Genomic DNA, 20,753 nt, shown 5'->3' on the forward strand with positions numbered 1-20,753 from the left:
GCCGCCATTCCCGCCCTGATGTTCGCCGTCAGCGTGGTCGGGTCCAACGGCCTGGCCCTGAGCCCGATCCTGTCCGATGTGGCCCGTTCGTTCGACAGCACCCCGCTGACCGTCAGCACAGCCATTTCGGCCTATGGCGCGGCCACCGCCGCCAGCGCCTTTCTGCTGGCCGCCCGCATCGACCGCTGGGGCATCCGCCGCGCGCTGCTGGGCGCGATGGTGGCCTTGATCGCCGCGTTGCTGCTGTCGGCCTGCGCGCCCCACTGGATCGTGCTGACCCTGGCCCAGGCGCTGGCCGGCGCCGCCGCCGGGGTGATCCTGCCGGCCGCCTATGGCTCGGCCTCGCTGGTGGCCGCGCCCGGCCAGGAGACCCGCGCGCTGGGCCGCGTGATCTCGGGCTGGTCGGTGTCGCTGGTGGCCGGCGTGCCCTTGTCGGCGCTGATCTCGGATGCCGTGGGTTGGCGCGCCACCTACGCCGTGCTGGCGCTGTGCGCCGCGGTGGCGCTGCTGGGCCTGCGCACGCTGCCCGAACGCCGCAACAGCCATGCCGCGCCGCTGCGCCTGTCGCGCCTGCTGGCGCCGCTGTCGTATCGCGACGTGCCGGTGCTGCTGCTGGGCTGCCTGGCGTTTTCGTCCGCGTTCTATGGCGTCTATGCCTTCCTGGCGGACCACGTACGCACGCTGCTGGGCCTGTCCGCGGGCCAAGTGGGCTTCATCGCCTTCGCCTATGGCGCGGGTTTTCTGCTGGCGGGCCTGGCCGGCGCGCCGCTGATCGAACGCCTGGGACCGCGCCGCGCTTTGCCGCTGGCGCTGGCCGCGATCGCCATCGTCTACCTGGGGCTGCTACCGGCCGCGCACGCGCTGGCGGCGGTGCTGGCCATTGCGGTGCTGTGGGGCGCGGCCTCGCAACTGAGCCTGAATCTGCTGGTACTGCTGCTGTCGCGGGCCCGTCCCGACGAGCGCGGCGCGGTGCTGGGCCTGAACACCTGCACCACCTACCTGGGCGCCAGCGTCGGCACCGCCGTGGCCGGCACGCTGTACACGCATGCCGGCTTTGACGTCCTGGGCCTGGCCGCCGCCGGCGCCGTGGCATTGGCCGCCCTGGCGCTGCATTGGCGCCTGAACGGCCGCGGCGCCTCGGCCCGGCGGGCCACGGCCTGAGCCTATACGCGACGCGTGTTTGGCTGACACGCCTTGCTTCCCGCCAGGCCTGTCAACGCCAAGAGGCCCTAGGGCCTGTTCACACTAGAAGGCGCCTCGCACAGGCCCTAGTCCGGCAACACCACCGCGCAATCGCGCCCGGCACGCTTGGCGCGGTACAGCGCCTGGTCCGCGCGCCGCAGCACATCGGACATGCTGGCGTCGGTCTGCAAAAAGCGCGTGATGCCGCCGCTGGCCGACAGCACCACCGCATGGCCATCCACGCTGGCGGGATGCTGGCGCAGGCCCGCGCGCAGTCGGTCGCACACCGCCAGCGCCACGTCCGCGTCCGCATCGGCCAGCAACACCACGAATTCCTCGCCCCCCAGCCGGCCCACCGCATCGCCTTCGCGCAGACAGCCTTGCAACTGCTCGCAGAAGTGGCGCAACGCGGCATCGCCGCCCAGATGGCCGTAGCGGTCGTTGACCTGCTTGAAGTAGTCCAGGTCCAGCATCAACGCCGTGTGGCGCGCGCCGCGCCGGGCGGCTTCCAACAGCGTCTGCATGCGTTGCAGGATCTCGGCGCGGGTCCAGCAACCGGTCAGGTCATCCACCTTGGCCAGCCGCGCCAGCGCGGCCTCGTTGCGGCGGTTCTCGGTCATGTCCATGCCGATGTTGATCACGCTGCCGTCCGGCAGCCGCACGTTGGACCACATGACGGACAAGCGCTCGCCATCGCGCGCGAGCGGCTGCCATTCACGGAACGATTGCACGGGGGTGGGGCCCACGCTGCGCAGCACGCGGGCGCGGATCTCGGGATCGGGATAGAACAGCGCCAACGGCTCGGGATAGGCGTTGATTTCTTCGCAAGTCCAGCCGAAACGCCGCACACAGGCGTCGTTCCACAACAGGCACCGGCCGCGCTCGTCGAACGCGTTGATCAGCACCGGCGCATTCTGGAATAGCGCTTCGTAGCGCGCGACCAACTCGCGCAGGTGCCGCAGCTCGGCATCGCGGGCCGCGCCCGCATCGACAGGCTCGCCCTGCGCTGGCGGGGAAGGCTCCGCGGCGTCCGGACGGCCAGCCTCGACGCGCGGCGGCGGCGAAATCAAAGCGTCATTCGATGAAACGAGTCGCATGGGTTCGCAGTCGGGAAAGGCGGCACGCACTGGCCGCGTTGGCGGCCCGAGCCTGGCGTGGCGCGGGGCGGCAAAGCGCGGCAAGTATACGTTTCAATCTGCAACTCAACTGCCAAGAATCGTCAAGGCGCCACGCCCCTTCCTGCCCGGCCATCTGTGCTGACGAACCCCGCTGGCATCAACCGGCGGCAAGCCCTGCTGGCCCCCTCCGCCGGACAGCGCCCTACCAGGGAAACGTGATCAGATCGCCGTACAGGCTGCGCAGCTTGGCCTTGACCTCGGCCGACTGCTGGTAGATGGCGATGAACTTCAACAGGCGCGGGTCCTGCGCATTGTCCGCCCGGGTCACCCACCGGATCGCGTAACGGCGCACGTTCGCCGGGTCGATGTTGTCGAACGCCAGGCCGTCTTTCTCGTTCAGGCCGGCCTGCTTGGCGAAGGTGGTGTAGGTGACCGACGCCGTGACGTCATCGAACGTGCGGGCCGACTGCGAGCCTTCGATCTGCACGAATTTCAGCCGTTTGGGATTGGCGGTGACGTCTTGCAGCGTGGCCTGGTGCGCCACGCCGGGCTTCAACTTGATCAGGCCGATGGATTCCAGCAACAGCAAGGCGCGGCCTGTGTTGACCGGATCGTTGGGCACCGCGATGGTGGCGCCGTCGGGCAGGGGCTCGCCCTTCTTGAGCTTCTTGGAAAACAGGCCGATGGTCGTCGAATAACCGTACGCGATGGGCGTCAGGTTCGCGCCGCGGCGCGCGTTGAACAGCTGCAGAAACGGCTCGTGCTGGAAAAAATTGGCGTCCACCGAACCGTCGGCCACCGCGATATTGGGCAGCACCCAATCGCTGAATTCGACGAGCTGGACGTCCAGGCCCGCCTTGCGCGCCTCGGCAATGGCCAGTTCGGTGGCGGCGTTGGCCACGCTGGGAATCACGCCGATGCGCAGCGGCTTCTCGGCCGCCTGGGCCGGCGCGAGGGCCGCCAGGCTCAATACGCCCATTGCGGCGATACGGCGCGCCAAAGTCAGGAACAGGGATTGCTGGAACATGGATTCGTCCGGAAAAAATCGGGCATGGCCTCGGGTATGAGCGCTATTGTGCAGCAGCCCCGCCGCGCCGCAACGAAAAGCCCGGTCCCTCGCCGGGACAATGGCGCCGTCCCGCGGCGCTACACTCGACGCACCGCCGCCTACCCTGGGCGCCCCTGACCCCAGCTTGACGGAGCCAGACCTTGCATAACACCCCCACTCTGCCCACCCAAGTCACCCTGATCGGCGCGCCCACCGACATCGGCGCGGGCGCGCGCGGCGCCTCGATGGGCCCCGAAGCCCTGCGCGTGGCCGGCATCGGGCCGGTCATCGAAGCCCAGGGCTTTACCGTCACCGACCAGGGCAACCTCTACGGCCCGGCCAACCCCTGGCAGCCGCCCGTGGACGGCTACCGCCACCTGGCCGAAGTCACCGCCTGGAACCAGGCGGTGCACGACGCCGTCCACGACGCCTTGGCACAAGGTTCGCTGCCCATCCTGCTGGGCGGCGACCACTGCCTGGGCATCGGCTCGATCAGCGCGGTAGCGCGCCATTGCCGCGCCGCCGGCAAGAAGCTGCGCGTACTGTGGCTGGACGCCCACACCGACTTCAATACCAACGCCCTCACCCCCACCGGCAACATCCACGGCATGCCCGTGGCCTGCCTGTGCGGCCACGGCCCGGCCGGGATCGTCGGCATGTCCGGCCAGACGCCCGACATTGATCCGTCCTGGGTGCGCCAGATCGGCATCCGCAGCGTGGACGATGGCGAGAAGCGCCTGGTGCACCAGGCCGGCCTGGAAGTGTTCGACATGCGCTACCTGGACGAAATGGGCATGCGCGCCACCATGCAGGCCGCGCTGGCCGGGCTGGACGACGACACCCACCTGCACGTGAGCTTTGACGTCGACTTCCTGGACCCGGAAATCGCCCCCGGCGTGGGCACCACCGTCATGGGCGGCCCAACCTACCGCGAGGCCCAGTTGTGCATGGAAATGATCGCGGACACCGGCCTCATGCGTTCGCTGGACGTGGTGGAGCTGAACCCCGCCTTCGACGTGCGCAACAAGACGGCCGACCTGGCCGTGGACCTGATCGAAAGCCTGTTCGGCAAATCGACGCTGGTGCGGCGCGGCAACTGACGCAAACCCGCACGCGCGCTTTGCTTGACCGGTATTGGAACCAAATGGACTTGGCGGTTACTGATGCGGCAACAACGGGGCAAAAGGCACCGTAGACAGCCCTACTTTCAGTCCGGAATCCGCCAAGCTGATGAATCACGTCTATCGCATCATTTTCAACCGCAGCCTGGGGTTATGGCAGGTCGTCAGCGACACCGCCAGGAGCCGGACCTATGGGACAAGCCGCCCGCGTCGCCGCGCCGGGCGGGCCGCGACCGTGCTGGGCACCGTGACGCTGGCCATGGCTGCCGCCGCGCCGGGCTGGGCCGCCAATAATCTGCCCCTCAACGGTACGTGGTTGATGGGCAGCGGCAATATCCAGCAGACCCTCCCACCCGACTTGCTCATCAATGTCACGACGCCCGGCACCGCGGCCACGGCGATACAGTGGGCATTCTTTGACGTTGCCCTAGGCTACTCGGTGAATATCCGTCAGCCGACCGCCGGCTCCTTGCTGTTGAATACGGTGGGAGGTGCCCAAGCCAGCGCCCTTGCAGGAATGATCCAAGGCAGCGGCCTGCTGGCCGTGTCCAACCCCTACGGGCTGCAAGTACAGTCCACCGGCAGCATCACGGGGGCCCAGGCCGTCCTGTTGACCAGCCTTGGGCTGACGGCGCCCCCTGGCGCGATACTGCAACTGAGCGATCTATCCAGCCAGTCGGGGGTCAGCAATGCGGGCTCCATCTCGGCTTCGGGCAGCGTCGACCTGTCCGGGCCAACGGTCTCGAACGAGACGGGCGGCCAGATCACCGCGAACCGCATCACCCTGATCAGCGGCGCCAGACTGATCGCCGACTCCACCGCCTCCTCGCCGTCCGCCTTCTCGATCATCGCTCCCCTGGCCGACACCACTGGCGCGGCGGGCGCCACGCCCAAGGTCCTGAACGCCGGCACGCTGACCGCGACCGACGGCAGCGTTCTACTGCAGGCCAGCACAGCGCGCACGCAGGCCTCGCTGACCACGCCCGTGATCAGCAATACAGGCACCATCACCGCGCAGAACATTGCCCTGACCGCACAAGGCGGCAGCATCGCGTCCAGCGGCACGCTGGACGCGGCCAGTGGCACCCTGTCGCTGCAATCCGATATGGATATCCGCGTCACGGGCCAAGTGAGCGCCAGTGAGCTGACCGCCTCGTCGACGGGAGATCTTGCCTTGACGGGCAGCAACCAGATCAACCGATTGAACGCGATTCAGGTAGGAGGCAATTTTTCGCTGAGCAACCAGCAGTCCCTCGTCCAGCTCGGTGCAATGCAGGTAACCGGCACAACGGCCATCAACGCCAGCTCCGGCAACTTGTTCCTTACCAACGCCGGCAACAGCTTCGGCGGCGCGGTTTCCGTGGCGGGCCACAACGTGCTGGTGCGATCGTCGGGCTCACTGACGGTCGCTCGGCTGGACGCCGCTAACGAAGCCAGCCTGACCGCCGCGGGAGCCCTCACGATCAGCGGCAATGTGGACGCGGCTTCCCTCGCGCTGTCCGCGGACAACGATATCCTGGTCACCGCCGATGTTGCCGTGACCAATAACGTCTCCACCAGCCAGGGCATCTTGAATATCGGCGCGGGCGGCACGACCGGATCGGTCAGCGGCAACATCGTCAACAACTCCACCGTCGTTTTCAACCGTAGCGATGCCGTGACCTATGGCGGCGTCATCTCGGGCACTGGCGCGGTGACCAAGAATGGGGCGGGCGTGCTGACGCTCAACGGCGTCAACACCTACGGTGGCACCACCGACGTGCGGGCCGGCACACTGCTGGTCGGTGGCACGCTGGCCAATGCGTCGGCCAAGCTTGCCAGCGGGGTGCAAGTCCACAACGGCGCCCGGCTGGGCGGCTATGGCACGGTGGGCACCACCACCATCCAAGCCGGCGGCACGCTCGTCTCGGGAGGCGCGAACGGCGCCACCGGTCCGTTGACCATCGATGGCAACCTGGCCATGCTGGCGGGCAGTACGTTGCAAGTCGGCCTGGGCGCCCCCCAAAACGCCGCCAGCGCACTGCGAGTCACCGGCAACGCGTCCTTCTTTGGCGGCGCGACAGTGCGCATCACCGATGCGGGCGGCTATGCTTCCGGGTTGTACACACTGGTCGAATATGGCTCACAGGGAGGCTTTATCAACCCTCAGTTGTCATTGTCATGGCCCGCGGGTCAGGTAAGCCTGTTCGACAGCACCGCTGACCGGCGGATCTATCTGAGCGTCCAGGGGGTGAACCCCTTGAAATTCTGGAACGCCAACGGCCTGGCCGCCCCAGGCCAGTTCGGGGGTGGCTCGGGTATCTGGTCCACGACCTCGCCGGTCTGGGCTGACATGAACGGCACGACCACCGGCGCGATGTTCCCGCAACCCGGCATGGCCGTTTTCTCCGGCACGCGAGGCATCGTCACTATCGACAACGGGCCCGGCGCCGTGCAGGCCACCGGCCTGCAATTCACCAGCGACGGCTATCACCTGGTGGGGGACGTGCTGACATTGACTCCCGGCGCCGCGCCGGCCAGCCCGGTGGAAGTGCGCGTGGGCGACAACGGCAGCAGCAGTGCGGGCTACACCGCCACCGTGGACAACACGTTGGCGGGCGTCAACGGCGTGGCCAAGACCGGCGCCGGCACGCTGGTGCTGAACGGCGCCAACACCTATTCGGGCGGCACCTGGATCCAGGGCGGCACGCTGTCAGTCAGTAGCGACGCCAATCTGGGCGCGGCCGGCCAGGCCGTGACGCTGGATGGCGGCGCGCTGCGCATTACCGGCAGCAGCCTGCAGGTCCTGCCGCGCGCCATCGTGCTGGGCGCCTGGGGCGGCGGCCTGGACATCGCCGACGCCGCCAATACCTTCACGGTGGCCGATGCCCTGACCGGTCCGGGCAGCCTGGCCAAGCTGGGCGCCGGCACGCTGGTGCTGAACGGCGCCAACAACTATACGGGCGGCACGAGCATCGCAGCCGGCACCCTGGTGGCGGCGCGTGACGGCGCGCTGGGCTCAGGGCCGGTCAACAACGCCGCCACCTTGGTGTTTCAGAACGACGCGTCCGCCGCCGCGCTGGCGATCAGCAATAGCGGCACCGTCGACTTCTCTGGCAGCGGCGGCCCCGCGGGCGATAATCGCCTGAGCGCCGGCTCCATCGCGGGCAGCGGTCGCTACGCGCTGGGCGGCAACACGCTCACCGTGGGCGCCAATAACGCCAGCACCGAAGTCTCCGGCGTCATCGCCGATGGCGGGCTGGCCGGCGGCACAGGCGCGGCGCTGGTCAAGCAAGGCGCCGGCACCCTGGTGCTGTCGGGCGTCAACACCTATACCGGCGCCACCACGGTGGCCGGCGGCACGCTGCAGGTTACCGGGTCCATCGCGGCCTCGTCCAGCCTGCAAGTAGGCCCGGGCGCCACACTGACGGGCAGCGGCGTGGTCGGCGCGACCACCCTCCAGGCGGGTGGCGTGCTGGCCCCCGGCGCGGCCAACATCACCTTGTCGGTGGCCGGCGACCTGACGATGCAAGCTGGCTCGGTCTACCAGGTGCAGGCCGACCCCGCCTCCACCGCCAGCAGCCGCGTCGCGGTGGCCGGACGCGCCAACCTGCTGGGCGGATCGGTGCTGCACGCCGGCCCCGACGGCAACTTCGCGCCCTATGCCACCTACACCATCTTGACGGCCGCGGGCGGTGTGAATGGCCGCTTTGACGACGTGCGTTCGAACTATGCGTTCCTGACCCCATCGCTGGGGTATGGCGCCAACGACGTCACGCTGACGCTGCAACGACGCGACACCGGGTCCGGTGCGATCCGCTTCGCCGATGCGGCGCGCAGCGGCAACCAGCGCGCCGTGGCCAACGCGCTCGACAGCCTGCCGGTCAGCAATGCGCTGCACCAACGCATCCTGACGCTGCCCGACGGCGCGCCGCCCGCGGCCTTCGACAACCTGTCCGGCGAGGCCCACGCCAGCGTCGGCTCGGCCCTGTACAGCGGCGCATCCACCGTGCGCAGCACCCCCTTCAAATACCTGCGCGCCGGGCTGGCCGCGCCGCGGCTGCCCGGCGCCCCCACGGCACTAGCGGGTGCCAGCGACGCCGCGCCACCCGCCGGCGCCCTGCCCGCCTCGGGCGCGCTGCCCGCGTGGGCCGAGATCATCGGCAACTGGCAAACGCTGGGCGGCGACGGCAACGCGGCCAAGACCACCCAACGCACCGGCGGCCTGTTCGTCGGCGCCGACCGCGCCATGGGCAGCGGCTGGCGCTTGGGCGCCGCATTGGGCTACACCGACAGCAATATCGAGGTGGAAGGCCGCAGTTCCAAGAGCGACGTCAGCGCCTACAGCGCCACGCTGTACGGCGGCAAGGCCTTCGATGCGGGCGCCGCCAAAGTGAACCTGCTGCTGGGCGCCGCCTATACCTGGAACGACATCAGCACGCGGCGCATCATCAATACCGCAGGCATGGACCAGACCCTGAAGGCCAACTACGGCGCCAGCACCAGCCAGCTGTTCACCGAAATCGGCTATGCGCGCCCGGTTGGCGGCGGTGTCACGCTGGAACCGTTCGCCGGCCTGGCCTGGGCCGATACCCGCACGCGCGGCTTTTCGGAATCGGGTGGCGACGCGGCCCTGAGCGGCCGCGCCAAGCGCGAAGACCAAACCAGCACCACGCTGGGTCTGCGCGCGCAGACCGAGGTCAACCTGGGCCGCTGGCAGGGCGCGGCCCGGGCCAGCCTGGGCTGGCGCCATGCCTTTGGCGACGTCAATCCCGCCACCACCCTGGCCTTCCAGGACAGCCAGGCCTTCACCGTATCCGGCCTGCCCATCGCGCGCGACACCGCGTTGATCGAGCTGGGCGGCGACGTCGCGCTATCGCGCACTGCCTCGCTCGGCGTCAGCTACGGCGGCCAATTCGGCGGCGGCAACCGCGAGAACTCGGCGTCTGTGCGGCTCAACTGGCGCTACTAGCCGAAAACGCGGCGTCCAGTCGACGCCGCGCCGTTCCTTTTTCGAACGAACCTGCCCCCTGCCCGCCCCCCTTCCGCCCCCAGGCGGCGGGGGCTTCGGCACGTCCGCACCTGGGTAATCCACGCGTTGACTTTTCACATATGAAAATCTAACTTCTTGCACAGGAATTTTATTCCTTAATCAGGCAACCCTTTCAGCTGGAAGGAGCACCGGCGTTCCGCCCGGGCAGTCGCGTCATTCCAAAAATTCAATAACCGGTCCGCTCACGGGCCGTGGAGACAGACAGATGCGTATCACCCCCCTGTTGGCCGCCGCGGCGGCCATGCTGGCCGCCTGCGCCGCGCAAGCGCAAAGCGACGTTGCCCGGCTGGGCGTGTCCAACGACCGCTCCGGCATCTATTCCGACCTGGGCGGACTGGGCTCCGAAGTCGCCGTGCGCATGGCGGTCGAAGACTTCGGCGGCAAGGCCGCTGGCAAGACCGTCGAGGTGATCGGCGCCGACAACCAGAACAAGGCGGACATCGCCTCGGCCCTGGTGCGGCGCTGGTTCGACACCCAGGGGCTGGTGGCAGTGGTCGATGGCGGCGCCAGTTCGGCGGGTCTGGCCGCGCAAGGCGTGGCGCGCGAAAAAGGCGGCACCGCCCTGATCAGCGGCGGCTTTGCCGGCGACTTCAGCGGCAAGCAATGCAGCAACCTCAGCACCCAGTGGGCCCCCGACACCTACGCGCTGGCCAACGCGGTGGTCAAGAGCGTGGTCGAGGGCGGCGGCAAGTCCTGGTACTTCATCACCACCGACTACGTGTTCGGCAAATCGCTGGAAGCCAACGCCAGCCGCTTCGTGCAGGCTGCCGGCGGCAAGGTCGTGGGCAGTACGCGGCACCCCTTGGGTGCCATGGACTTCGCCTCATTCCTGGTGCAGGCGCAATCGTCCAAGGCCGACGTGGTGGGCCTGGCCAGCGCCGGCGGCGACCTGGTCAACCTCATCAAGCAGGCCCAGGAATTCGGCCTGACCGGCGGCAAGCAGCGCCTGTTGACCTTCCTGACCTTCATCAACGACGTGCAGGCCATGGGCTTGCCGGTGGCGCAGGGCCTGACCTTTCCCACCGGCTTTTATTGGGACGCCGACGACGACACCCGCGAATGGACCCGCCGCTGGCAGCAGAAGATGGGCGTGACGCGCCCGCCATCGATCGTGCAGGCCCTGAGCTACGTCGCCACCACCCACTACCTGCAGGCCGCGCAGGCCGCCGGTACGTTCGACGGCGCCGCCGTCAACCAGAAGATGCGCGAGTTGCCCATCACCACCAAACTGATCAAGAATGCCCGCATACGCCCCGAAGACGGACGCGTCATCATGGACCTGTATCTGGTGGAAGTGAAAAAGCCGGCTGAATCCAAGTACCCGGGCGACTTCTACCGCATCCTGTCCACGGTGCCCGGCGAAAAGGTGTTCGTCTCGCTGGCCGACAGCGAGTGCCCGTTGGTCAAAAAATAAGCCCATCCCACGAGGAGACATTCCATGAAGTGCTATTGCGTCGTCAACTTCCGCGAGCCCCTGCAGGAAATGGACCCGCCCACCCCCGCGCCGCAAGGCACGCAGGTGCTGCTCAAGGTCCGCGCCGCGGGCGTCTGCCATAGCGATATCCACTTGTGGGAAGGCGGCTACGACCTGGGCCAGGGCCGCACCCTGTCGCTGAAAGAGCGCGGCGTTTCCCTGCCTCTGACCATGGGCCACGAAACCGTCGGCAGCATCGTCTCGGCCGGGCCCGACGCCCAAGGCGTGGCCCCTGGCGGCAACTACCTGGTCTACCCCTGGATCGGCTGCGGCGCCTGCCCCACCTGCCTGGCCGGCCAGGAAAACCACTGCACCGCCCCCGCCTGCCTGGGCGTGCACCGCGCTGGCGGCTACGCCGACCACATCCTCGTGCCGCACCCGCGCTACCTTATCGACATCGGCGACCTCGACCCCGCCCAGATCGCCCCCTACGCCTGCTCCGGCCTGACCACCTATTCCGCCCTGAAGAAAATCGGCGTAGAGGTCTACCGCGACCACCCCGTCGTCATCTTCGGCGCCGGCGGCCTGGGCCTGATGAGCCTGACCCTGATCAAGGCCCTGGGCGGCAAGGGCGGCATCGTCGTCGACATCGACCCCGCCAAGCGCCAGGCCGCCCTCGACGCCGGCGCCCTGGCCGCCATCGACGGCGCCGCCCCCGACGCCGCTCAGCAGATCCTCAAGGCCGCCGGCGGCAAGTCCCTGCAAGCCGCCATCGACCTCGTCGGCGCCCCCGCCACCACCTCGCTCGCCTTCGACTTCCTCACCAAGGGCGGCAAACTCATCATCGTCGGCCTCTTCGGCGGCGCCTCGTCCTGGCCCATCGCCCTCATCCCCATGAAGGCCCTCTCCATCATCGGCAGCTACGTCGGCAACCTCGCCGAGCTACGCGAACTGATGACCCTGGTCCGCACCGGCAAAGTCCCCCCCATGCCCGTCCACCGCCATCCCCTGCAAGACGCCGACGCCGTCCTGGCCTCGCTACGCGCCGGCAAGGTGGTCGGCCGCGCCGTCCTCACCGTGGAGTAAACGACAACGGCGCGCCGCGCTCACTGCCCCGACGCCCCACGACGCGTAAGTCTCGTAAGGCCGCCCGCGCGGCCGGCACGAGACGGGCCCCGCAAACCTCGCTCGCCCCCCTCGGTCTGGTATCCCTGCGCAACGGACGGCCTACGAAGCACTCTCTCGCAAGATTCCGCATATCATAGGCACCACAGACCCACAGCCCCAAAAGGAAAAGGCATGACAGACCGCCAGCTAACCATCCTAGCGGCCCTGAACCTGCTACTCGCGGTAGCCGCCGGCGCCTTCGGCGCCCACGGCTTAAAGCGCCTGGTCACCCCCGAGCTGCTCTCGGTCTGGCAAACCGGCGTCCTGTACCATCTGATCCACGGCCTGGGCCTGTTCGTCATCGCCCTGCTAGGCGCCCGCTACGGCTCTCCGTTGCTGTCCGCCGCCGGCCTCGTCATGTTCATCGGCATCGTCCTGTTTTCAGGTAGCCTCTACGTCCTGACCTTGACGGGCACCCACTGGCTGGGCGCCATCACCCCGCTGGGCGGCGCCGCGTTCCTGGCCGCCTGGGCCATGGTCGCCCTGGCCGCCTACCGCGCCCAAGGCTGAGTTTCCACCCAAGCATTACCCGAGGCGGCCGAACGGCCGCCGCCCCTGTTGAGTCTTGATGTCTTCCGCCACCGTCTTTCCCGCCACCCGCACTCACTCCGCCGCCGCCGGCATCGCCTGCGTCATCGGCGGCATCTTCTTTTTGACGCTCAGCGACGCCAACGCCAAATGGCTCGGCACCCACTACAACCCGCTGCAGATCCTGTTCCTGCGCGCGCTGATCGCGCTGCCCTTCGTCACCGCCCTTGCCATCGGCCTGGGGGGCCGCCGCGTGCTGCGCACGGCGCACCCCGGCCTGCACCTGACGCGCGGCGCCATCAACGTCGTCTCGGCCTGTTGCTTCTACCTGGGCTTGCGCGCGCTGCCGCTGGCCGAGGCCACCGCCATCGCCTTCGCCGCGCCGCTGTTCGTCACCGCGCTGTCGGTGCTGATCCTGAAAGAACGCGTCGACGGCCGGCGCTGGCTGGCCGTGCTGGCCGGCTTTGCCGGCGTGCTCATCATCGTGCGTCCGGGCACCGACGCCTTCCAGGCCGCTACCTTGCTGCCGCTGACGACCGCCCTGCTCTACGCGGTCATGATGATCACCGCGCGCGGCATCAGCCGCGGCGAAGGCATGTTGACGACCACCTTCTACATCGTCGCGGGCCAACTGGTCTGTAGCGTCGTCGGCCTGCCATGGGTCTGGCAGACCCCGGCCCTGGCCGACCTGCCGTACTTCGCGGCGGTGGCCTTGTTCAGCACGCTGGGCCTGGCGCTGATCACACAGGGCTTTCGCATCGCGCCGGCGTCGGTGGTGGCGCCGTTCGATTACACCGGCCTGATCTGGGCCACCGTGCTCGGTTGGATGTTCTGGCGCGAAGCGCCGGATGCCTACGCCTACCTGGGCGCCTTGTTCATTGCCGGCAGCGGCGTCTACATCGCGCTGCGCGAGGCGCACGGCTCGCGCAAGCGCCGCGCCAAGGCATAGACGCGGCGCGCTGACGGCCAGGCATGACTTGCGGCTGCCCTGCGGCAACCGCATCCGCCGCTACTCCGTCAGCGGCGGAAAATTGCGTTTGAGCACGCGCGCCACGTTCGGCTCCAGCGCCGCCTGGCGCGCCACCGCCGTCAGCGCCGGACAGTTGGCCTCGAACCAGGCATGGCCCGGCCGCCAATGCGTCATCACCGTCACGTACAGGTCCAGCGCCGAAAAGCGGCGCCCCAGCATGTGCGGCGCGCCGGCTTGGCGTTCCAGCTCCAGCCACAACTCGGCCCGCCGCATGTGCACCCGTTCGCGCAGCAGGTCGGCCGCCGCGCCCGGCGTGGTCCATTGCGGGGGATCGTCACCGTACGTGAACGTGGGATAGACCGCGGCCACCAGGCGAATCAGCAGGTTCAGGAAATGCGCCCGCTCGGGTTTGTTGGCCTCGGGCGCCAGCCCGGCTTGCGGCGCCACGTCGTGCAGGTGCAGCACCATCGCCGCGCTTTCCGTCATGACCTCGCCGTCCGGCGTGATCAATGTGGGCACCTGGCCCAGCGGATTCAGGTGCAGCAGCCGTTCGCGTTCCGGACCAGGCTTCAAGTAAGGCACGTCCGTCAGGATGTGCGGCACATTGGCCAGGGCCAGCGCCATCTCGACCACCGCCGAACCGCAGCCGGACGAACCAATCAATTCATAGGTCTTCATGGCGCTCACCCTCCCGTTGGCGCCGGCGCCACCCGCAGCAGTTCGCCGGGCGATGCGTCGGTCAGCACATAGATATAACCGTCCGGTCCCTGCCGCACGTCGCGGATGCGCGCCTTGCGGTCGACCAGCAATTGTTCCTCGGCCACCACCTTGTCGCCGTCCAACGTCAGGCGGATCAGGTTCTGGTTGGCCAGCGCGCCGATGAACAGCGAATGACGCCAGGCCGGAAAGCGGTCGGCGTTGTAGAACGCCATGCCGCTGATGGCCGGCGACTTCGGCCACCAGTACAGCGGCGGTTCCATGCCGGGCAGCGTCTCGCCCTTGGCCTCGGGTATCGGCTGGCCCGAATAGTTGATGCCGTAGGTCGCCAGCGGCCAGCCGTAGTTCTTGCCCGGCTCAACCAGATTGATTTCGTCGCCGCCGCGCGGCCCGTGTTCGTTTTCCCACAGCGCGCCGGTCCAGGGATTGAGCGCCATGCCTTGCGGATTGCGATGCCCATAGGACCAGATCTCGGGACGCGCGCCCGTCTTGCCCGCGAACGGATTGTCGGCCGGCACCGAGCCGTCCACCTTCAGGCGCACCACCTTGCCCTGCAGCTTGTCCAGGTCCTGCGCGGTCGGGCGCTGGTTGTTTTCACCCAGCGAAATGAACAGATACCCCTTGCCGTCGAACACCAGGCGCGAGCCGAAATGCAGGCCCTCGGACAGCTTGGGGGCCTGGCGGAACAGCACCTTGAAATCCTCCAGCGCGCTGCCATTGGCCGCCAGCTTGCCGCGGCCGACCACGGTGCCGCTGCGCTTGCCGTCCGATTCGGCGTACGACAGATAGACATAGCGGTCCTGCGCGAAGTCGGGCGACAAGGCCACGTCCAGCAAGCCGCCCTGGCCTTGCGCGGCCACCTTGGGCACGCCGGTCAACGGCTTGGACAAGCCGCCGGGGATGCGCAACAGCCGCAAATGGCCGGGCCGCTCGGTGATCAGCACCCCGCCTTCGGGCAGGAAGGCCATCGACCAAGGGTGTTCCAACCCTCCCACGACGGCCGTGACCTGGGCGGGCGCGGCGGGCGGATTATCGGGGCTTTTAAGCGGTGCTGCCATCGCGCTTGCCGCGCACAGCGCGGCGCCTGCAAAGGCGACAAGGGACAAGGCGCGATGAGTCGCGGACAGGCGTTGCGGCATAGACGTCTCCGGCGGCTGGGTGGGCGGCGGCGGCACGCAGCGGTGGCGTACCATAGCGGCAAAGCGCGACGGCTTGCGCGCTTTCTCCAAGGAGTCAACCTTACATGAAACTGTACTACATGCCCGGCGCGTGCTCGCTCGCGTCCCACATCGTCCTCGAATGGATCGGCAAACCGTACGACACGCATAAGCTCACCCGCGATGAACTCAAGGGCCCCGAGTTCCTGAAGATCAATCCGCTGGGCGCCGTGCCCGCGCTGGTCGATGGCGACTTCGCCCTGACCCAGAACATCGCCATTCTCGAATACCTGGCCGAACAGGCCCCGCAAAGCAAGCTGCTGGGCGATGGCTCGGCGCATTCGCGCGCCGACGTGCGCCGCTGGCTGGGCTTCATCAACTCGGACGTCCACAAGACGTTCTCGATGATCTTCGGCGCGCAGCGCTACCTGAACGACGAAGGCCCGCAGCGCGAGCTGGCCGCCTCCGCGTCCAAGCAACTGACCCGCCTGTTCGCCCTGCTGAACGCCCAACTGACCGGCAAGCCCTACCTGGCCGGCGCCGAGCCGTCGGTAGCCGATGCCTACCTGTACGTAGTGCTGCGCTGGGCCCACGCCAAGCAGGTCGACCTGTCGGGCCAGGACCATCTGGCCGCATTTTTTGCGCGCATGCAGGAAAACAGCGGCGTGAAGGCCGCCCTGAAAGCCGAAGGCCTGGAGTAATCAGGCCGGCGCGGCGGTTTCCAGCACCTTCTTCACCGCCGCCAGGAAACGCCGCGCCAGCAAGGGCGGCGCGCTCAGGTTCGAGTGCGTCGCCCAGACCTCGACGCTGGCCGCCGGCGCAATCGGCCGCAGCACCATGTGTTCGGTCTGGTCCGGCGCGATGCACCAGGCATCCACCAGCGCCGGCCCCAGGCCCTGTTGCACGAACGAACAGGCCGTCACCGGCGAATGCACCTCGACCGCCGCCGCGCAGGCCGGCCCGGCGCCAAAGAACGACTGCAACGCGCGGCCCAGCGGCGTATCCCGCGGATAGCCGATCCAGGCCGCCGAGACGAAATCCTCGGGATGCACCACCTCGTGGTCCGCCAGCGGATGCCCCTTGGGCAGCGCGCAGATCACCGGCACGGTCGCCAGCTTGACCGAGGTCAGATTGGGATGATCGGGCGGCTGCATCGAAATGCCGATGTCCGCCTGCCCCGACAGAAAGTACGCCGCCAGCTCGTCGAACGTGACGCTGCGGTAGTCGACCCGCGCATCCGAATGGCGGTCGCGCAAGCGCCCCAGCGCCAGCGGCACCAGCCGCTGGCCATAGCTGGCGCTGGCCACGATCTTGAGCATACCCGCGCCCGATTGCCCCAGGCTGGCCGCCAGGTCGTTGACCCGCTGGATGCCGCCGTACACCTGCTCGACCTCGGCATACAGCCGCCGCGCCTCGGCCGTGGGCGACAGCCGGCTCTTGACCCGCTCGAACAGCCGGTAGCCCAAGCGGCTCTCGGTCAGCGCCAGCACCCGGCTCACGGCCGGCTGCGACACATGCAGCATGCGCCCCGCGCCGCTGATCGAGCCGGCCATCATGATGGCGCGGAACACCTCGATCTGGCGCAGGTTGAGCGGCCGGCCGGCGCTGGGCCCGACCTCGTCGGCATAGGCGTGCGCATCCATTTTTTTCCCCTTGTTCATGGCGACACTCGATAACGGCGGATTATAGGTTTTCGACATTTTTCGATGACGCAGTGCCGCAAACCCGGTGCTAATCTGCCCGCCTGCCCACAACAAAACAAGGGGAATCCACCATGCAACGCTCTGTTTTCCGCAATCTCGCCGCCTTGGCGCTTACCGCAACGTTCGCCGGCAACGCGCTGGCGGCCGGCTATCCCGACAAACCCATCACCTTCATCGTGCCGTCCGCCGCCGGCGGATCGCCCGACGTGCTCTCGCGCCTGATCACGACCCAGTTGTCGCGCGACACCGGCGCCACTCTGGTGGTCGAGAACCGCCCCGGCGCCGCCGGCAACATCGGCATCGCCCTGGTCAAGCGCGCCGCCGCCGACGGCTACACGGTCGGCTACGGCAACATCAACACGCTGGCGGTCAACCGCTCGTTGTTCAAGCGCCTGCCCTACGACGTCGACAAGGACCTGACCCCGGTCGCCCACATGTTCGACCTGTACAACGCGCTGATCGTGCCGGCCGACTCGCCCGTCAAGAGCGTGCAGGACCTGATCGACCGCGCCCGCAAGGAACCCGGCCGCCTGTCCTATGGCGCCTCGGGCGTGGGCACCACCGGCCACATGGGCGGCGAACTGTTCAAGAGCATGGCAAAGGTCGACGTCATGTTCATCCCGTACAACGGCGGCCCCGCCGCCATCCAGGACCTGCTGGGCGGCCGCCTGGACTACCTGTTCGTCAACACGTCCGAAGCCGCACCGCTGGTCAAGAGCGGCAAGGTCCGCGCCATCGGCGTCAGCAGCCTGAAGCGCCTGTCGCTCATGCCCGACGTGCCCACCCTGGACGAAGCCGGCCTGAAGGGCTATGAAACCGTGGCCTGGGGCGGCGTGGTCGCCCCCAAGGGCACACCGCCCGACGTCGTCGCCAAGCTCAATGCCGACATCCAGAAGGCGCTGCAAGCGCCCGACGTGCGCACCGGCCTGGAAACTCTGGGCGCCGTGCCCGCCACCGGCACGCCCGAGGAATTCAAGCAACTGATCGACCGCGAAACGGCCAAGTGGCAGCAGATCATCGAAACCGCCGGCATCGAGAAGCTGGACTGATCCGCGCCCGCCCGTACCCCACCCGCCCATGACCGATAACGCAATGACCGACCGCGCCCCCGCCGACTCCGCCCGCCAGGACCGCAACAACGCCGCCTTGCAGGCCGACTTCATCGTGGCGGGCGCCACGCTCATCGACGGCACGGGCGGCCCGGCCTGCCAGGGCGACCTGGCCGTGCGGGACGGCCGTATCGCGGCCGTGGGCGCCTTCGACCATCCGCCCGGCGCGCGGGTCATCGACGCCCGCGGCCTGGCGCTGGCGCCCGGCTTCATCGACTCGCACACTCACGACGACGGCTACCTGCTGGCACATCCCGACATGCTGCCCAAGGTCTCCCAAGGCATCACTACCGTCGTCACCGGCAACTGCGGCATCAGCTTGGCGCCGCTGTCGCGCCACGACATTCCCCAACCGCTGGATCTGCTCGGCCCCACCGACCTGTTCCGTTACCCCACCTTCCGCGCGTGGATCCAGGCCCTGGCCGCCACGCCCGCCGCCGTCAACGTTATTCCGCTGGTTGGCCACACCACCTTGCGAGTGGCCGTCATGGACGACACCTCGCGCGCCGCCAACGACGCCGAACGCCACGCCATGCGCGCCTTGCTCGAAGAAGCCCTGGACGCCGGCGCCTTCGGCGTCTCCACCGGCACCTTCTACCCGCCCGCCAGCGCCGCGCCCACCGACGAAATCATCGACGTCTGCCAGCCGCTGCGCGGCCGCCCCGGCGCGCTCTACGCTACCCACCTGCGCGACGAAGCCGACCACATCGTCCCGGCCATGGAAGAAGCGTTGCTGATCGGCCGCGAACTCGATTGCCGCGTCGTCTTCTCGCACCACAAGCTGGCCGGCGAACGCAACCACGGCCGCAGCCGCGAAACCCTGGACCTGATCAGCCAGGCCGCCGCCCGCCAGCCCGTCTGCCTGGACTGCCACCCCTACCCGGCCACCTCCACCATGCTGCGGCTGGACCGCGCCCGCCTGGCCAGCCGCACGCTGATCACCTGGTCCAAGGGCTACCCGGCCGCCACCGGCCGCGACTTCAGCGACGTCATGGCCGAACTCGGCCTGGACGACGAAGCCGCCCTGGCCCGCCTGGCCCCCGCCGGCGCCATCTACTTCCTCATGGACCCGGCCGACGTCAAGCGCATCTTCAGCCACCCGCTCACCATGGTCGGCTCCGACGGCCTGCCCTTCGACCCCCATCCGCACCCGCGCCAATGGGGCACCTTCACCAACGTGCTGCGCACCCTGGTGCGCGAACAACGCCTGCTCTCGCTCGAAACCGCCATTCACAAGATGACCGGCCTGGCCGCCGCCCAATACGGCCTGTCCGAGCGCGGGCTGCTGCGCCAGGGGTATCATGCTGACCTGGTGCTGTTCGATCCCGCCACCGTCACAGACTTGGCCACTTTTTCAGCTCCCATTCAGGCAAGCCAGGGCATCCGCCACGTGTGGGTCAACGGCAAACCGGTGTGGGACGGGGAACGAACCGGCGCCGAACGCCCGGGCCAGGTTCTCGCGCCCGGCAATGCAATACCTTGGAGTCAACAAAGTGAATAGCTATTCCCAGGGCTGTTACCTGGGTGTTTTGGGCGGCATGGGCCCCATGGCCGGCGCCGCCTTCGCGCTACGCCTGGCGGCGCTTACCCCCGCCGACGCAGACCAGCAACACATCCCCACCCTGCTGCGCAACGATCCCCGCATCCCCGACCGTTCCAGCGCCTACATGGCCGGCGGCGAGAATCCCTTGCCCTACATGGTCGAAGGCGTCCGCTTCCTCGAACGCGCCGGCGCCCAGCTCATCGCCATCCCCTGCAACACCGCCCACCTCTGGTACGACGAAATCGCCGCGTCCACCCAGCTTCCGGTCCTGCACATCATCCGCGCCGTCATCGACGACCTGCGCCGCCTCGGCCTGCCCAAAGGCCGCATCGGCCTGATGGGCACCGCCGCCACGCTCAAGCTAGGCCTGTACCAGCGCCACCTCGAAGCCGAAGGCTACGAATGCATCGTCCCTGACGACGACGAGGTCGAACGCACCTGCATGGCCTCCATCCGCGCCGTCAAGGGCAACCGCCTGGAAGCCGCCTACGCCCCCGCCGCCGACGGCATCGCCCGCCTCAAGGCCCGCGGCGCCGACGCCGTCGTCCTGGGCTGCACCGAACTCCCCCTGGCCGTCCCCCACGCGCTACGCCCCAGCCTGGGCATCACGCTGACCGATTCGATAGACGCCCTGGCCCGCGCCGCCATCGCGCACTACTTGGCCGACCAGCCCGAGCAACGCATCGCAGCCTGACCCAAAGGCCAGACAACAGGCGGCCTGCCCCAAACGCAGGCCCGCCCCCTGCGCTTTGGGGCAGGCCGCCTGTTGTCTGGCCTTTGGGTCAGGCTGCGATGCGTTGCTCGGGCTGGTCGGCCAAGTAGTGCGCGATGGCGGCGCGGGCCAGGGCGTCTATCGAATCGGTCAGCGTGATGCCCAGGCTGGGGCGTAGCGCGTGGGGGACGGCCAGGGGGAGTTCGGTGCAGCCCAGGACGACGGCGTCGGC

At 68.5% G+C, this 20,753-nt stretch carries 17 protein-coding genes; 11 read left to right on the forward strand and 6 right to left on the reverse strand.

The annotated features are described in order from the left end of the window. A partial coding sequence (locus A9974_RS05565) for an MFS transporter (RefSeq protein WP_255468043.1) occupies nt 1-1,161 on the forward strand: 1,161 nt, incomplete at its 5' end. 107 nt (nt 1,162-1,268) lie between these two features. On the opposite strand, the gene A9974_RS05570 is transcribed toward A9974_RS05565, so the two are convergent. Next, entirely contained in the window at nt 1,269-2,279 is a 1,011-nt protein-coding gene (locus A9974_RS05570) for a GGDEF domain-containing protein (RefSeq protein WP_183003160.1), read from the reverse strand. 223 nt (nt 2,280-2,502) lie between these two features. Beyond that, nucleotides 2,503-3,327, reverse strand: coding sequence for a MetQ/NlpA family ABC transporter substrate-binding protein (locus tag A9974_RS05575; protein WP_183003161.1), 825 nt, complete (start codon nt 3,325-3,327; stop codon nt 2,503-2,505). A gap of 182 nt (nt 3,328-3,509) precedes the next feature. Between A9974_RS05575 and rocF the strand changes: the two genes are divergently transcribed. The 6 genes from rocF (at nt 3,510) to A9974_RS05605 (ending at nt 13,559) form a co-directional block, all read left to right on the forward strand. Beyond that, complete coding sequence (rocF, locus tag A9974_RS05580; RefSeq protein WP_183003162.1) at nt 3,510-4,448, forward strand: arginase; 939 nt, start codon at nt 3,510-3,512, stop codon at nt 4,446-4,448. 130 nt (nt 4,449-4,578) lie between these two features. Further along, the gene (locus A9974_RS05585) at nt 4,579-9,420 is read left to right on the forward strand and encodes an autotransporter domain-containing protein (protein ID WP_183003163.1); all 4,842 of its coding nucleotides are present in this window, start codon (nt 4,579-4,581) and stop codon (nt 9,418-9,420) included. 286 nt (nt 9,421-9,706) lie between these two features. Next, entirely contained in the window at nt 9,707-10,915 is a 1,209-nt protein-coding gene (locus A9974_RS05590; protein ID WP_183003164.1) for an ABC transporter substrate-binding protein, read from the forward strand. Between the two features lie 24 nt (nt 10,916-10,939). Next, nucleotides 10,940-12,001 (forward strand): alcohol dehydrogenase, encoded by a 1,062-nt coding sequence (locus A9974_RS05595; RefSeq protein WP_183003165.1) that lies wholly within the window; start codon nt 10,940-10,942, stop codon nt 11,999-12,001. A gap of 213 nt (nt 12,002-12,214) precedes the next feature. Further along, the gene (locus tag A9974_RS05600; RefSeq protein WP_183003166.1) at nt 12,215-12,592 is read left to right on the forward strand and encodes a DUF423 domain-containing protein; all 378 of its coding nucleotides are present in this window, start codon (nt 12,215-12,217) and stop codon (nt 12,590-12,592) included. 58 nt (nt 12,593-12,650) lie between these two features. Next, complete coding sequence (locus A9974_RS05605) at nt 12,651-13,559, forward strand: DMT family transporter (RefSeq protein ID WP_183003167.1); 909 nt, start codon at nt 12,651-12,653, stop codon at nt 13,557-13,559. A 60-nt stretch (nt 13,560-13,619) separates the two neighbouring features. On the opposite strand, the gene A9974_RS05610 is transcribed toward A9974_RS05605, so the two are convergent. Next, entirely contained in the window at nt 13,620-14,258 is a 639-nt protein-coding gene (locus A9974_RS05610) for a glutathione S-transferase family protein (protein WP_183003168.1), read from the reverse strand. Between the two features lie 5 nt (nt 14,259-14,263). Beyond that, complete coding sequence (locus A9974_RS05615) at nt 14,264-15,436, reverse strand: PQQ-dependent sugar dehydrogenase (RefSeq protein WP_183003169.1); 1,173 nt, start codon at nt 15,434-15,436, stop codon at nt 14,264-14,266. A 104-nt stretch (nt 15,437-15,540) separates the two neighbouring features. On the opposite strand from A9974_RS05615, the gene A9974_RS05620 reads away from it, so the two are divergent. Next, nucleotides 15,541-16,155, forward strand: a complete 615-nt coding sequence (locus A9974_RS05620) for a glutathione S-transferase family protein (protein ID WP_183003170.1) — start codon at nt 15,541-15,543, stop codon at nt 16,153-16,155. Here A9974_RS05620 and A9974_RS05625 read toward each other — a convergent pair whose 3' ends face one another. Then, entirely contained in the window at nt 16,156-17,097 is a 942-nt protein-coding gene (locus A9974_RS05625; RefSeq protein ID WP_183003175.1) for a LysR family transcriptional regulator, read from the reverse strand. Between the two features lie 131 nt (nt 17,098-17,228). Here A9974_RS05625 and A9974_RS05630 point away from each other — a divergent pair, with 131 nt between their 5' ends. The 3 genes from A9974_RS05630 to A9974_RS05640 are packed head-to-tail and all read left to right on the forward strand — an operon-like array spanning nt 17,229 to nt 20,503. Beyond that, nucleotides 17,229-18,206 carry a tripartite tricarboxylate transporter substrate binding protein gene (locus tag A9974_RS05630; protein WP_183003171.1) on the forward strand — a complete coding sequence of 326 codons (978 nt, stop codon included), beginning with the start codon at nt 17,229-17,231 and terminating at the stop codon, nt 18,204-18,206. A 43-nt stretch (nt 18,207-18,249) separates the two neighbouring features. Next, nucleotides 18,250-19,767 (forward strand): amidohydrolase family protein, encoded by a 1,518-nt coding sequence (locus tag A9974_RS05635; RefSeq protein ID WP_183003176.1) that lies wholly within the window; start codon nt 18,250-18,252, stop codon nt 19,765-19,767. Beyond that, on the forward strand, nt 19,760-20,503 hold the full coding sequence (locus tag A9974_RS05640) for an amino acid racemase (protein WP_183003172.1): 744 nt from the start codon (nt 19,760-19,762) through the stop codon (nt 20,501-20,503). Before A9974_RS05635 ends, A9974_RS05640 begins: the two co-directional genes overlap by 8 nt. 88 nt (nt 20,504-20,591) lie before the next feature. On the opposite strand, the gene A9974_RS05645 is transcribed toward A9974_RS05640, so the two are convergent. Further along, nucleotides 20,592-20,753: aspartate/glutamate racemase family protein (locus tag A9974_RS05645; RefSeq protein ID WP_183003173.1), on the reverse strand; the 162-nt coding region annotated here is incomplete at its 5' end.

Origin of the sequence: Achromobacter sp. UMC71 (assembly GCF_014170305.1) — a bacterium.
In the GTDB taxonomy this organism is placed as follows: Bacteria; Pseudomonadota; Gammaproteobacteria; order Burkholderiales; family Burkholderiaceae_B; genus Achromobacter.